General features: G+C 68.4%; 13 protein-coding genes. 6 read left to right on the top strand and 7 right to left on the bottom strand.

Annotated elements, in window-relative coordinates; all coding sequences use genetic code 11:
- Positions 1 to 117 precede the first annotated feature (117 nt).
- Positions 118 to 858, top strand: coding sequence for a flavin reductase family protein (locus ACFWMR_RS26410; protein ID WP_378380295.1), 741 nt, complete (start codon positions 118 to 120; stop codon positions 856 to 858).
- On the opposite strand, the gene ACFWMR_RS26405 is transcribed toward ACFWMR_RS26410, so the two are convergent.
- Positions 807 to 3,344, bottom strand: a complete 2,538-nt coding sequence (locus ACFWMR_RS26405; RefSeq protein ID WP_378380294.1) for a P-loop NTPase fold protein — start codon at positions 3,342 to 3,344, stop codon at positions 807 to 809. The two genes, ACFWMR_RS26410 and ACFWMR_RS26405, sit on opposite strands and share 52 nt — an antisense overlap.
- 106 nt (positions 3,345 to 3,450) lie before the next feature.
- Here ACFWMR_RS26405 and ACFWMR_RS26400 point away from each other — a divergent pair, with 106 nt between their 5' ends.
- The gene (locus ACFWMR_RS26400) at positions 3,451 to 4,692 is read left to right on the top strand and encodes an MFS transporter (RefSeq protein ID WP_378380293.1); all 1,242 of its coding nucleotides are present in this window, start codon (positions 3,451 to 3,453) and stop codon (positions 4,690 to 4,692) included.
- Here ACFWMR_RS26400 and folE read toward each other — a convergent pair.
- Positions 4,682 to 5,278, bottom strand: coding sequence for a GTP cyclohydrolase I FolE (folE, locus tag ACFWMR_RS26395; protein WP_378380291.1), 597 nt, complete (start codon positions 5,276 to 5,278; stop codon positions 4,682 to 4,684). The genes ACFWMR_RS26400 and folE overlap by 11 nt on opposite strands.
- Before the next feature lie 120 nt (positions 5,279 to 5,398).
- On the opposite strand from folE, the gene ACFWMR_RS26390 reads away from it, so the two are divergent.
- Positions 5,399 to 6,130: a helix-turn-helix transcriptional regulator gene (locus ACFWMR_RS26390; protein ID WP_378380289.1), complete on the top strand. Its 732-nt coding sequence runs from the start codon at positions 5,399 to 5,401 to the stop codon at positions 6,128 to 6,130.
- Here ACFWMR_RS26390 and ACFWMR_RS26385 read toward each other — a convergent pair.
- Both ACFWMR_RS26385 and ACFWMR_RS26380 read right to left on the bottom strand, forming a co-directional pair.
- Entirely contained in the window at positions 6,127 to 6,576 is a 450-nt protein-coding gene (locus ACFWMR_RS26385; RefSeq protein WP_378380288.1) for a carboxymuconolactone decarboxylase family protein, read from the bottom strand. The two genes, ACFWMR_RS26390 and ACFWMR_RS26385, sit on opposite strands and share 4 nt — an antisense overlap.
- A 75-nt stretch (positions 6,577 to 6,651) precedes the next feature.
- Positions 6,652 to 7,347 carry an SDR family NAD(P)-dependent oxidoreductase gene (locus ACFWMR_RS26380; RefSeq protein WP_378380287.1) on the bottom strand — a complete coding sequence of 232 codons (696 nt, stop codon included), beginning with the start codon at positions 7,345 to 7,347 and terminating at the stop codon, positions 6,652 to 6,654.
- Positions 7,348 to 7,454: 107 nt separating this feature from the next.
- Between ACFWMR_RS26380 and ACFWMR_RS26375 the strand changes: the two genes are divergently transcribed.
- Positions 7,455 to 8,045: a TetR/AcrR family transcriptional regulator gene (locus ACFWMR_RS26375; protein WP_378380286.1), complete on the top strand. Its 591-nt coding sequence runs from the start codon at positions 7,455 to 7,457 to the stop codon at positions 8,043 to 8,045.
- Here the strand turns inward: ACFWMR_RS26375 and ACFWMR_RS26370 are convergent.
- Positions 8,042 to 9,424, bottom strand: coding sequence for a cytochrome P450 (locus ACFWMR_RS26370; RefSeq protein WP_378380285.1), 1,383 nt, complete (start codon positions 9,422 to 9,424; stop codon positions 8,042 to 8,044). The two genes, ACFWMR_RS26375 and ACFWMR_RS26370, sit on opposite strands and share 4 nt — an antisense overlap.
- A gap of 91 nt (positions 9,425 to 9,515) precedes the next feature.
- On the opposite strand from ACFWMR_RS26370, the gene ACFWMR_RS26365 reads away from it, so the two are divergent.
- Complete coding sequence (locus ACFWMR_RS26365; RefSeq protein WP_378276147.1) at positions 9,516 to 10,130, top strand: TetR/AcrR family transcriptional regulator; 615 nt, start codon at positions 9,516 to 9,518, stop codon at positions 10,128 to 10,130.
- Positions 10,131 to 10,143: 13 nt separating this feature from the next.
- On the opposite strand, the gene ACFWMR_RS26360 is transcribed toward ACFWMR_RS26365, so the two are convergent.
- Positions 10,144 to 10,890: a glycosyltransferase gene (locus ACFWMR_RS26360; protein WP_378380284.1), complete on the bottom strand. Its 747-nt coding sequence runs from the start codon at positions 10,888 to 10,890 to the stop codon at positions 10,144 to 10,146.
- A gap of 4 nt (positions 10,891 to 10,894) precedes the next feature.
- Positions 10,895 to 11,524: a class I SAM-dependent DNA methyltransferase gene (locus tag ACFWMR_RS26355; RefSeq protein ID WP_378276145.1), complete on the bottom strand. Its 630-nt coding sequence runs from the start codon at positions 11,522 to 11,524 to the stop codon at positions 10,895 to 10,897.
- A 145-nt stretch (positions 11,525 to 11,669) separates the two neighbouring features.
- On the opposite strand from ACFWMR_RS26355, the gene ACFWMR_RS26350 reads away from it, so the two are divergent.
- Positions 11,670 to 12,014 carry an MmcQ/YjbR family DNA-binding protein gene (locus tag ACFWMR_RS26350; RefSeq protein WP_378380283.1) on the top strand — a complete coding sequence of 115 codons (345 nt, stop codon included), beginning with the start codon at positions 11,670 to 11,672 and terminating at the stop codon, positions 12,012 to 12,014.
- Positions 12,015 to 12,843: the final 829 nt, after the last annotated feature.

The following is a 12,843-nucleotide window of genomic DNA, read 5'->3' as shown; positions in this document are numbered from 1 at the left end:
GGAACCACTTCGGAAAGGGTAAGCGCTCGGGCGGCGGGAAGCCGTCTGACGAAAGCGTTGATCGCGACGTCCGATTCACGCCAGCCTCTCGGGCGAGACCCGGCGAAGCTGGCGAACGTGACAGTTACCACCTCGGCGGCCGAGGCCGCGCACACCCGTATCGAGCCCGGAATTCTCTACTTCGGCACCCCTGTGGTGCTCCTCTCGACGGTCGACCAGGCGGGTACCCCGAACCTCGCTCCGATGTCATCGGCGTTTTGGCTCGGGTGGCGCGGCATGCTCGGACTGGGCGCGAAATCCAAGACCGCGCAGAATCTCATGCGCAACCGTGAATGTGTTCTGAATCTCCCTTCCGACGCCATGGCGGCCGCCGTCGACAGGCTGGCGCTGACCACCGGCTCGGACCCCGTCCCGGACCGCAAGTACGAGCGGGGTTATCGGTACGAAGCGGACAAGTTCGGCAAAGCCGGGCTCACTCCCGTCGCGTCGGAAACGGTCGCGCCGCCGCGGGTCGCGGAATGTCCGGTGACGATGGAGGCCGTCGTCGAGGCCGTGCACCCCCTCGCCGAGGACGACGCGGCGCAACGCGGCGGGATCCTCGTGTTCGAGGTCCGCGTGCAGCGCGTCCACGTCCACGACGACGTGCGGATGCCGGGCACCGACGACCGGATCGACCCCGATCGCTGGCGGCCGCTGATCATGAGCTTCCAGAAGCTCTACGGCCTCGGCCCGCAGGTCCACCCGTCGACGCTGGCGAAGATCCCGGAGCGGCTCTATCGGGGGCCCGACATCGAGCGGTCGCGGAATCAGTCGTCGCGGGCGAACGAGAACCGGTTCACCAACGGCAGCCAGCGCTGATAGGACGCGGCCCGCTCCGGCCACGATCCGCCGGACAGGCCGCGTTCGAGCTTCGGCCGTAGTTCGTGGTCGTTCAGTCCCGACACGACGTCGAGCGCGTTGTCGTCGGGGTCTGCCCCTTCGAGGACGGCGAAGAACCAGGAGACCGCCTCCGGATACCCGACCAGCACGGACAGCAGCACCATCACCGCGCGGAACGGCGCCTCGCGGCTGCCGTCGGCGAGGAATTCGGCCAGATCCTCTCCGGCGAGGCGAGCCCGCAGGAGGCGATACAGGTTCAGGAGCCTTTTCGCGGCCCGCGGGGAGCGGATGAGCGGGGCCAGCGTCGGCAGGAAATCCAGTTCCGCCGGCGAGATCACCAGTCTAGGAGGTCGAAGGTCTATTGTGGACTGTCCGGACGACGGTGGCGGTGCTTCCTCGCGACGAGGAGGCTCCACCGCGACCGGAGCGCGGTCGCCGGTGGCCTGATCCGTCCGGGCGGGCGCGGGCTCCGGTGCGGCGTCCTGAATCTCACTGGCGGCGAGCCCGCGCACGAGCCCCGCGAACCCTGGATCGTCCATGGGGGACAACGTGAACGGCACCTGGAAGATCTTCTCGAGGTAGTTCTCGGCGAAGGTTTCCGGGTCGTCGCCGAGCATCTGCTCGTAGTGCTGCTCGACGGCCTTCTTGAGCCACCGCGGGTCGACGCCCACCACGACGACGAACACCGGGAGCGCCAGCAGGAGATGGATGGCTTCCAGGACCTGGACGACGACCTTGGGCGGGCAGCGGTCGAGGTCGTCGATGTAGAGGACGGTCCGTTCGATCTTCCCGGAACCGTGCGGCACCTCGGCGAGCATGGTCGCGAACGTTTCGAGATCCTTGCGCAGCAACGAGACCACGCCCAGATGTTCGACGTAGTCCGAAACCCGGGACTCGGCGAACGACACGAGGTCCAGCCCCGGCGCGAGCTCGGTGACGGCCTTTTCGAGCCGGTCGGATTCGGCGTCCAGTTCGGCCAGACGCCGCTCGGTCTCCTCGTCCTCGTCGGACGGGCCGCCGAGTTTGTCGAGCGCCTCGTGGATCCGGCCCGCGCTGGCGCGCATCCGCAGGACCACGGTCAGCGCGGAACTCACCAGGGTGAGCCCGCCGAGCACGCCGGAGACCTGCGACCGGCCGACGAGCAGCGTGACGACCAGGACCGTCACCAGCCCGCCGATCAGGACCAGCAGGGGAACCGGGTCCTGGCGCAGCCGCCGCCAGAATTCGGCGACGTCCGAACGCAATCCGCCGGTCTCCTGCGCCAGTCGTTCGAGATCTTCGGCCGTCGGCCGGTCGACACCGAGCCTGGACGCGATCCACGCCTTGTCCGTTTCGGTGAGGCTGTCGAAGACCGCGCGGACGTACTCACGCGGCTTACGCCTCCTGCGGTTCGCTTGTTTCTGTCGCGCTGTCAGGGTTCTGCGTTCGAGGCGGACCGCGCTGAGCCTGCCGAGGAGGGTCTTCTCGGTCTTGCGGCGTTCCGCGAGCGCGTCGGCCTGGCGCTGAAGGTCGTTCTCGGCACCGCTCGCGGCGAGGTTGTCGAAGATGTGGGTGGCGAGGCTGGCGAGAAGGTTCGCTTCGCTGTAGTGCCAGGCGTTGAAGCTGATCTGGCGGACGCTGGAACAGTAGGACGACACGGACTTCCCGTGCTCGTCGGCCGCGATCTCGGCCTCGTGCGCGGAATCCGCGAGGTCGCGGACGCGCAGTTGCATCTGGCGCATGAAGAAGCTCTTGCCGGAACCCCAGCTGCCGAACAGGCCGATCGACAGGGGAGGGGTGATCATCCGCGAGACCACCAGGTCGGCGAGCATGCGGACGTCGGTGCCGATGCCGAGACGGTCGACGCCGTCGTCGGTGTCGGGCCGGTAATCGGCGACGTGCGCGGCGAACGGGTCTGGAGTCCGGATGTTGTAGGTGACAGGGCTTCGCACAGCGTCAAGCTCGTCGATCGTGCGGATGGGTCCCGCTCCCGGGAACATCGCCGCGGCCCTCGACTGTTCCTGTTCGGAGAGATCCGGGCCGATGCGGAGGACCGTGGGCTGAAGGCCGTCGATTGTCGCGCGCAGTTCCGGATGTTCGTACCGGCTCGCGTCGACGAGGCCCAGAATCCGACGTTCGCGATCCTTCTGCATCCACTTGATCACCGCGCTGGGGTCGTGTCCGAGGGTCTTGGGCAGTCGCCGATCGAGCCACATGATCGCCGCGCCACTGCCTGGCTCCATCGTGGGATCGATGATCTCCGGGTCGGCGATCAGTTCCGCTCTGGCGTATGCCACGGTCAGGGCTTCCCAAGCCGATCGCCTCGCACCCGAGTAGACCTCGTGGACGATAAGCGTGAACCGCACGGTCGTGAGCGCCGTGATGAGCGGCTTGTCGATGTCCCTGGGCAGGTAGTGTCCCAGCTTTTCCCCGGGCGCCTTGCCCACCAGCAGAATCGACGGATCGACGTCGCGCACCAGCACCATCCGTGCTCCCCTCCCAAGGCCGAACGGAAGGGCAGTCTAGAGGGCCCCTCTCAGCTCTGGGTGAAACTCCGCATCCGCTCGGTCACCGATCGCTACGTTGGATCTCATGGCTGGGGAGAAGCTCGACAGCAGGTACGCGAAGATCTGGGCGGCGAGCACGACCTCCGCGTTGGGCAGTGGGCTCGCGACGGTGGCGGCACCGCTGCTGATCGCCTCCCGCACCGAAGACCCGCTCGTCGTGTCCGGCGGGTTCGCGGTGGCGTGGCTGCCCTGGCTGCTTTTCGCATTGCCGGGCGGAGTGCTGGTCGACAGGGTGGACCGGCGGAAACTGATGATCGCCCTCGACTGGATCCGCGTACCCGCGGTCGCGCTGCTGGCCGTCGCGATCACGACGGGCAACGTCAGCGTCGCCTTGCTGTACGCCGTCCTCTTCGTGATCAATGCGGGCGAGGTCGTGTTCCGGACTGCGGGCGGGGCGCTGCTGCCGACGATCGTCCCGAAGGCGTTGCTGGAGCGGGCGAACGGCCGGTTGTACGCCGGGACGACGCTGTCCCACGGCATGCTCTCCGGGCCGTTGAGCGGTCTTCTGTTCGGCCTCGCGGCGAGCATCCCGTTCTTCGTCAACGCCGGCACGTACGCCGTCAGCGCCCTGCTGCTCGGGCTGATCGGAGGTGCCTACCGGTCCCGGCCCGACGGCGAGCCGGTGCAGCGGCGCTCGATCCGGTCGGAGGCGGCCGAAGGGTTCCGCTGGCTCGCGGGCCAGCGGCTGCTGCGGACCATGGTCGGGCTGATCGGCCTGCTGAACCTGACACTCGTCGCGGCCACCTCGGTGCTGGTCCTGCTGGCGAAGGAACGGCTCGACCTGGGGGCCGTCGGCTACGGCTTGCTTTTCACCTGCATGGCGGTGGGTGGCCTGCTCGGCTCGATCGCGGGCGACCGGCTGATCGCCTGGTGCACACCGACCTGGACGTTGCGGATCGGCCTGCTGATCGAGGCCGGGACGCACCTGGTGCTGGCGACGAGCACGAGCGCGACGGTGGTCGGGGTGGTGTTGTTCCTGTTCGGGGTGCACGGCGCGCTGTGGGGCATTGTCGCCAGCTCCCTGCGCCAGCGGCTCACTCCGCCGGAGATGCTCGGCCGGGTCGGCAGCACCAGCCTGTTCATCATCGCGGGCGGGACCTGCTTCGGCGCGCTGCTCGGCGGTGTGGTGGCGTCCGAATTCGGCCTGACGACGCCGTATTGGGTGGGCTTCGTGGTGGCGATGATCGTTTCCGCGGTCACCTGGCGGGTATTCGACCGCGCCGTCATTTCCGCGGCCTACGCGGAGGAACCCGCTGTCAGCCGTTGATGCCGGTGAGGGCGAAGAACTCCTGGCGTGAACGGGCGTCCTCGCGCAGCGTGCCGAGCAGGGTGGAGGTGACGGTGCTCGAACCGACGGCCTGGACACCGCGCAGGGTCATGCACGAATGCTCGGCCTCGATCACGACGCCGACCCCGCGCGGCTGGAGCTGCTCGTCGAGCCAGTCGGCGACCTGCTTCGTGAGCCGTTCCTGAACCTGCGGACGGCAGGCGAAGTGCTCGACGATCCTGGCCAGCTTGGACAGGCCGAGGATCCGTTCGCCGGGCAGGTAACCGACGTGCGCGACCCCGACGAACGGCAGCAGGTGGTGCTCGCAGACGGACCGGACCGGGATGCCCCTGGCGAGGACGAGTTCGTCGTAGCCCTCGTCGTTGGGGAAGGTCGTGAGGTCGAACGATCGCGGGGTGAACAGCTCGGCGTACGCGCGCGCCATCCGGCCGGGGGTGCCGCGGAGGCTCTCGGAGTCCAGCGAGATGCCCAGCGCGGTGAGAAGGTTCGCGGCCGCCGCTTCGGCGGCCTCCAGGTCCGGTCCAGGCCCGGTTTCGTGCACGACACGCAAGGCGGAAGTGGACATGAGGCCTCCTAGGCTGACCGCGATCCCCAGAGCTATTCGACTAAGTTTTTTGGGCTTTTTAGCACCCGCCGGTTCAGCCTACATGGTAGATCCGCAGTTCAGAATGTTCCGCCGGTTGAGATGGGCGATATCGTGGTGTACGTGACAGTGTCCGGCCCGGACGGCTTCGACGGCCCTTCCATCGCCGCGGTGGCGGCGCTCGACGACGACCTCCGCCGCGGCATGTACGCCTACGCCCGGCAAGCGCGGCGCCCGGTGACGCGGGACGAAGCGGCGGCCGCGGTCGGGATCTCCCGCAAGCTCGCCGCGTTCCATCTCGACAAGCTCGTCGCGGCCGGGCTGCTCAGATTCGGCTTCGCCGCAGGCCCGGTGGTGAAGGTCGGGCGCAGGCCCAAGGTCTACGAACCGGTCGAAGAGGCCATCCAGGTGCAGATCCCCGCCCGAAGGCACGAAGTCCTGGCGGGCATCCTCGCCGAGGCCGTGCTCGCCGACGGGACGGGCGAGACCGCGCGGGACGCCGTACGGCGGGTCGCGGGGGAACGCGGGTTCGCGGCGGGCGAAGAGGAACGCGCGCGAACCCGGCCGGGCAGGCTCGGCGTGGAACGGGCACTCACCGTGGCAGAAGGGGTGCTTCGCCGGTATGGCTTCGAGCCGAGCCGGGACACCGCGACCTGCGTCCGGCTGCGGAACTGCCCGTTCCACCCGCTGGCCGCCGAGGCTCCGGAGCTGGTCTGCGGGATCAACCAGGCGTTCCTGTCCGGTTTCCTGGCCGGCGTGCGCGCCGGGAACGTGGAAGCGGCCCTCGTTCCCGGCGCGGCCGAGTGCTGTGTGGAACTACGGCAGGCTCGCTAGGCGCCGGCCACCTGCCGCGTGGCGACGTTCAACCGGTTCCAGGTGTTGATGGCGGCGATCGAGAGGACCAGGCTCGAAAGCTGCCTTTCGTCGTAGTGACGGGCCGCCTCGCCCCAGACCTCGTCGTCGACCGGGTCGGCCCGGTCCGCGATCCGGGTGAGCGCCTCGGCCAGCGCGAGCGCCGCCCGTTCTGCGTCGGTGAAGTACGCCGTGTCACGCCACGCGGCGACGGTGAAGATCCGCTCGTCCGGCTCGCCCGCCTTGCGCAGTTCCTTGGTGTGCATCTCCAGGCAGCCGCTGCAGCCGTTGATCTGGCTCGCGCGGACGTGCATGAGGTAGTGCGTGGTTTTCGGGACGCCGGTGTCGCCGGTCGACTCCGCCAGCGCGATCAGGGCCTTCAGCGTGGCGGGGTTCGCCATCGCGGGGTTCGGGATCCGGGTTTCCATCCTTCGTTCTCCTTCAGGGTTTCCGTCTTGCTTCCACCGCACTGACGGATCCCGGAGGGGAGATGTGACCGGCTCCTACCAAGGCACCACCTTCCCGTGGAGATCGAGGAACTGGAGCCCCGGCGCGCCCGCCTGTGCTTCGAGGACGTCGACGACGGCGGGCATGCTCTCCTCGGCGGTGAGCGGCGCGCCGGGGCCACCGAGCGGCGTCTGGTTGTGGCCGGGGTGGATGAGGAGCTTGGTCTGCCCGTCGTCGGCGTACCTGGTGGCGTAACTGCGCATCAGCTGGTTGAGCGCGGCCTTGCTGGCCTTGTACAGCTCGAAGCCGGGCCTGGTGTTCAGCTCGATGCTTCCCTGCCTGGAGGACATGATCGCGGCTGTGCCACCAGGCACGACCAGGTCGCGGAGGGCTTCGAGGGCACGCAGCGGGCTCAGCGCGTTGGTGATCATCACCTCGGCGAACGTCTCGGTGGAGACCTCGGTGAGCGGCAGGTTCCCGCGATCGATCGCGGCGTTGACGAACAACAGGTCGAGCTCGGTGCCGTCGAGACGCTCGCGCAAGGCCGCCAGCTGATCGTCACTGGTCATCTCCAGCGTTTCGACGCGCAGGCGCCCGTTCGAGGCGTCGGCCTTCGCCTGCAACTCGCCGCCGTTCCGGCGCGTCGTGGCGATGACCCGACGGCCGCGCCGGGTGAGCTCCTCGGCGAGGACCAGCCCCAGGCCACGGGAGGCGCCGAGGACGAGGGCGTGGCGATCAGAGGTGTCGGACACAAAAACTCCTTGGTGATCGGACTTTGTCTAGACGCGACGTTGCGTCTAGACAGTAGCACGGCACCTGGCGGCCGGGTGCGTCCGCGCTGAGCGGTACTGTGGTCGGCATGCCCGCCGCGAATTCGCAGCCCCGCAGGGCGCGCTCCGGCAACCAGCGCGACGAAGCGGCCCGCCTCGCCGTGCTCCACGCCGCCGACGATCTGCTCGTCGAGCACGGTTTCGCCAAGCTGACCATCGAGGCGATCGCGCGCACGGCGGGCGTCGCCAAGCAGACGATCTACCGGTGGTGGCCCTCGAAGGTCGAGATCCTTCTCGACACGCTCATCGAAGACAGCGAGAAGCGCTTCGCCGTCCCGTCGGAGAAGTCCACCGTGGACGCCATCCGCGGTTACTTCCGCGGCTACGCGCGGTTCGTGACCCGCGACCCGGCGGGCAAGGTCCTGCTCGCGCTCATCGCCGAAGCACAGCACAACCCCGAAACGGCCAGGAGCCTCCATGACCGTTACCTCGGTCCGCGCCGAGAGCTGGAGCGTGACCTGCTCGCGCGCGGAATCGAGGCGGGCGAGGTCTCGTCCGCGCTCGACCTCGACACCACGATCGACGCCGTCGTCGGCCCGATCGTCTACCGCGCCCTGACGGGGGCGAGCGTTTCCCGCTCTCTGGTGGACGCCCTCTGCGACGGGCTGCTCAAGCCTTAGGCGGTGACCCCCACCGTCGCGCGGTCGCGGAGCGAGACGTCCAGCTTGAAGCCCTCCGGCTTCAGCGTCAGCAGTTCCTGCACCTTCAACCGGTACGACGGATCTCCGCGCAGGTCGTACCGGCTCAGCAGCATGCCGAGCACCAGTGTCGCCTCGTGCAGGGCGAACTGCCGCCCGATGCAGGCGCGCTCCCCGGTGCCGAAAGGCTTGTAGACGTGCGCCGGGCGGGCGCGGTTGCGATCCGGGGCGAAGCGGTCCGGGTCGAACGCCTCGGGGTCGTCTCCCCAGACCGGATCACGGTGCAGCGCCGGGATGAGGACGAGGGCCCACTGTCCCTTCTTCATCGGGTACTCGCCGCCGACCACGGTGTCCACCTGGGCCTGGCGCGCGAACGCGGGCGCCGTCGGCCAGAGCCGCAGGGCCTCGTCGAGGACCCGCCGGACGTAGCGGAGCTTGGCGACCTCTTCGTAGGACGGATCGGGGTTCTCGCCCCAGACCTTGTCCACTTCGGACTGCGCGCGGGCGAGGACGTCCGGGTTCCTGGCGAGGTAGTACAGGGCGAACGACAGCGCGCCCGACGTGGTTTCGTGGCCCGCCACCAGGAAAGTGATGATCTGGTTCCGGATGTTGACCTCGTCCAGCGCTTCGCCGGTGCTCGGTTGCGTGGTGTTCAGCATGAGCCCGAGCAGGTCTTCGGTACTCGGATCGTCCCGGCGCGCCTCGATGACCTCGGCGACGACGGAGTGAAGGAAAGCAAGATCGGCTTCGTTGCGCCGGTTGGCCTTCCGGCTGAGCAGCGGGCCGATGACCGGCGGCTGGATCGCCCTCCGCTGCGCGTGCCGCAGGGTGCGGACCATCGCGGCGACGAACGGATGTGGTTCGGCGCGTTCGAAGGACGAGAAGCTGTAGCCGAACCCCGTCCGCCCGATGGTCTCCAGCGTCAGCTTCGTCATGTCGTCCGCGACGTCGACCTCGCCGCCCTCGTCCCAGGTGTCCAGGAGTTCGTGGGTGATCGCCAGCATCGTCGGGTGGTAGCGCTGCATAGCGTTGCGGCTGAACGCGGGCGCGAGGATCTCGTGCGCGCGCCGCCAGTTCGGCTCCTCGTTGTGCGCGGTGAACAGCCCGTCGCCGCCGAGCGGGCGCAGGTTCGAGATCGCGGGCGTGACGTGCTTCGCGAACCGCTTTTCGTCGGAGAGGTCGGCGACCATCTCGGCGCCGTTGACGAACACGATGCGGCGGCCGAACACCTTGCGCTCGAAGACGGGCCCCAGTTCGGCGGCGTGCCGCATCGAGTCCTGGACCGGGGTCTTCGGCGAAACGCCGAGCACGTCGCCGATCAGCGGGATCCGGCGCGGGGGATGGGGGAGTGCGGTGGCCATCGAGCCCCTCCAGGGTGAGCACTGTTGAATCGACATCCAATAGCGAGCGTGGCCTGTTACTGAACCCGTGTCAAGTAAGTACGATGCCGAGATGGCACCGAGTACTTCAGGGAAGCCCCGCAGCAGGCTGAGCACCGCCGAGCGGCGGGAACAGCTGCTGAGGATCGGTGCCCGCCTGTTCGCGGACCGGCCGTACGACGACGTGTGGATCGAGCAGGTCGCGGACATCGCCGAGGTGTCGCGAGGGCTGCTCTACCACTACTTCCCGACGAAGAAGGATTTCGTCACCGAGGTCATCAAGGCCGAGGGCGAACGCCTGCTCGACATGACCAGGACGGATCCGGCGCTGCCGGTCGCCCAGCAGCTGATGGCGGGCCTCGACGCCTACCTGCGCTACGTCGAGGCGAACGACGACGGCTACCGGGCGCTGCACGCCGGCACGGCGATCGCGGTCGAGGAGGTCCAGGGGATCCTCGACCGGAACTTCGCCGAGCAGGGCCGCCGGATCCTGGCGGTGTTGTGCCCGGACGGCGAGCCGCCCGAGACGTTGCGGGTGACCGTCCGCGGCTGGCTGGCGTTCGTCGTCGCGGTCTGTCTCGATTGGCTCAAGTACCGGCGGCTGACCCGGGACCAGACCCGCGACCTGTGCGCGAAAGCTCTGCTCGACATCGTCGCCGCGTCGCCGGACGTCCACATCGAACTCTGACGAGGTCAGCGGGTCACGAGGTGCCCGAAGCCCGCCGAGCCAGCATGATCTCTGCGCGTTCCCCGATCAGTCTCATCCGCGCGAGGCGCTCGCCGTCGTCGTTGTGCGCGGCGGACTTCGTCACCTGACCCGGCCACTTCCGGTAGTACATCCCGCAGGTCGCCAGGAAATAGCCGTCGGCGCACGCGTTCGCGGCGAGCACCAGCCCGGTGTCCTCCGACGCGGGCAGCGCCATCCACCCGCCCAATTCCAGCAGCAGCCCGCGGCGGATGCACAGTGTCCCGGCCACCACCGAGGACAGGTAGCCGTTTTCCCGCCAGTACCGGAGAATCGCGCCCCGTTCGATCGGCCCTTCCGCCGGATCGCTGTCGAAGCCGACCTTCGTTCCGTCCGGCAAGAGGTCGAGCACACTGGAAGCGGTCCAGCCGATCGCGGGATCCCCGAGCGCGGCGATGTCGCGGCCGAGGACACCCGGCGCCAGCAGATCGTCCGCGTCGAGCGCCTTGATCAGGCTCCCGGAAGACCGGGCGAGCGCCAGCATCCGCGCCACCCCCGGCCCGCCCGGCCGCCCCGTCCCCGGCCGGATCCGCTCGTCGCGGGGGAGCGCGGCGTCGAGCAGGCCGGTCTCGCCGTCCTCCTGCACCAGCCATTCCCACGTCCAGCCTGCCGGGAGTTCCTGGGCGGCCAGTGAGGCGTGGGCCTCGGCCAGGAACGGCATGCTCGGCCGGTGTACCGGCGTGATCACACTGATGACGGGCACGGGATCAGCCCGGGCGACGGGAGGTGATCAGCAGATGCTCCTCCGGCGGTGTGCCGGGCTCGTCCGCGGTGAAGATCTCCGAGTGCGTCCCGGTGACCTCCAGCCCGGCCGCTTCGACGCGGCGGACGAGGTCGTCCGGGGCGAAACTGGTCGCGTGGATGGTGCGCCCGAAGAACTCCACCGGTACGTCCTCGGCGTCCAACGGCACGGTCACCAGCGAGAAGAAGCCGCCCGGCACCAGCCAGCGCGCGATGTCGCCGAGCACCTTTTCGGTGTCCGCGCGCGGCATCTGCAGGAACGGGAAGAAGGCGCAGACGGCCTCCCACGACTCCGGCGGAGAGGTCCATCGCCGCACGTCGACGTGGACGAACTCGGCCGCGGGGACCCTCGCACGGGCGAGGTCGACCATCACCGACGAGACGTCGAGCCCGGTCACCCGGTGGCCGGCGGCGGAAAGGTCCTCGGCGACCGGATGCCCGGTGCCGCTGCCGATGTCGAGCACCCGCGACGACGGCGGCAGCGCGTCGATCAGCTGCCGCACCGCCTTGCCGACCACCGGCGGGCGGCCGAACGCGTCCTCGTAGGCGGAACCGATGGTGTCGAACAGCTCTTCGGCGGTGGCCGGACGGTCCATGGCGCAGCTCCCCAGCGTCGAGTGGATCTCTTCACGCATCGTAGCCAAGTCGCTCTCGACAGGAACGCCCCGAGAGCCGGAACGGCGGATTCCGCCGGACATCTAGACTGTGCCCCGGTTCATGGACGATTCCGGGGGTTTCACGATGAGTGTGGCGAGTGCCGAGTTCCACCGGATACTGAAAGCGCTCGCCGACGTCGAACGCTCCGACGCGAAGGAGTGGGAGTCGTACAGCGTTCGCGGGAAGCGGTTCGGCTATTACTGGCCGAAGACCCAGACCGTCGGCCTGAAGCAGACACTGTCCGAACAGGAGGCTCTGGTGTCGGAGCGTCCGGACGTGTTCGAGGTGCAATTCACCGCCGGGGGATTCGGCTGGGTGGTCGTACACCTGGACGGCGTCGAGGCGGACGAGCTGACCGAATTGGTCTACGAGGCGTGGCGGCTTTCGGCACCGGAGGAACTGGTCGAGCAGGTTCCGCCGCCCTGTTGAGCGTTACCGCTTCGATCAGTTGACGTGCGTCACTGTTTTGGCGCGGAACATTTTCCGCGGTGATGCGTTGTAGAGGGTGTCGGTACGGATGGTGCCCCCGGGCCTCAACCTTCGCCTTCATGGAATACCGGTCCGGCCGGAGCCATGTAGTGCCTTTCGCCGAGAGGCGGCCCACCGTATCGACCTCGGCTCCCGCTTCCGCTCGCAGGTAACCCCCAGGCCTTCGCTGAGCGGGAGCGGGTCTTTTTGTTCGTGCTTGACGCATGTCACTGTTTCGTAAGCTCTTCACCGGGAACAATTACGGGTACCGACGCGTTATGAAAAGTGTTGGCTCCCGTCCCCGCTCGCAGGTAACCCCCAGACCTTCGCAGAGCGGGGACGGGTCTTTTTCTTGGCCCATTCGTGTGTTGACGCGGGTCACAGCGATTCGGGCTTGGTGCCGGGGAACATTTCCCGCGATGGTGCGTTGTAGAGAGTGTCGGTACGGATGGTGCCCCCGGGCCTCAACCCTCGCCTTCACGGAATACCGGTCCGGCCGGAGCCGTGTTGAGCCTTTCGCCGAGAGGCGGCCCCCGTACCGGCCCTGAACTCCCGCTTCCTGCTCGCAGGAACCCCCAGCCTTCGCTGAGCGGAAGCGGGACCTTTTCCTTTGGTGGGCGCGCTTGGCGGCGGAAGGTTCGCCCTCGTTGGACGAGCGGGCTCGGCATGGTGGCGAGTGGCGATTCTTGTTCTGTTGCGGGGTAAGGCAAAGGTGGCGTGTTGTCTCGCTTGCCCCACGCCGGCCTCGGTGTCGCGAAAGCCACTTTCGGGACATCAGACGTCCCGAAAG

Source organism: Amycolatopsis thailandensis (assembly GCF_042723255.1).
GTDB lineage: Bacteria > Actinomycetota > Actinomycetes > Mycobacteriales > Pseudonocardiaceae > Amycolatopsis > Amycolatopsis thailandensis.
Note: the sequence above shows the minus strand (reverse complement) of the source record. Positions and strands in the feature narration are given on the sequence as shown.

Bases quoted from the DNA above. Each gene is read 5' to 3' on its own strand.
- ACFWMR_RS26405 (WP_378380294.1), bottom strand. From the start codon at position 3,344: ATGGTGCTGGTGCGCGACGTCGATCCGTCGATTCTGCTGGTGGGCAAG.
- ACFWMR_RS26400 (WP_378380293.1), top strand. From the start codon at position 3,451: ATGGCTGGGGAGAAGCTCGACAGCAGGTACGCGAAGATCTGGGCGGCG.
- folE (WP_378380291.1), bottom strand. From the start codon at position 5,278: ATGTCCACTTCCGCCTTGCGTGTCGTGCACGAAACCGGGCCTGGACCG.
- ACFWMR_RS26390 (WP_378380289.1), top strand. From the start codon at position 5,399: ATGGGCGATATCGTGGTGTACGTGACAGTGTCCGGCCCGGACGGCTTC.
- ACFWMR_RS26385 (WP_378380288.1), bottom strand. From the start codon at position 6,576: ATGGAAACCCGGATCCCGAACCCCGCGATGGCGAACCCCGCCACGCTG.
- ACFWMR_RS26375 (WP_378380286.1), top strand. From the start codon at position 7,455: ATGCCCGCCGCGAATTCGCAGCCCCGCAGGGCGCGCTCCGGCAACCAG.
- ACFWMR_RS26370 (WP_378380285.1), bottom strand. From the start codon at position 9,424: ATGGCCACCGCACTCCCCCATCCCCCGCGCCGGATCCCGCTGATCGGC.
- ACFWMR_RS26365 (WP_378276147.1), top strand. From the start codon at position 9,516: ATGGCACCGAGTACTTCAGGGAAGCCCCGCAGCAGGCTGAGCACCGCC.
- ACFWMR_RS26355 (WP_378276145.1), bottom strand. From the start codon at position 11,524: ATGGACCGTCCGGCCACCGCCGAAGAGCTGTTCGACACCATCGGTTCC.
- ACFWMR_RS26350 (WP_378380283.1), top strand. From the start codon at position 11,670: ATGAGTGTGGCGAGTGCCGAGTTCCACCGGATACTGAAAGCGCTCGCC.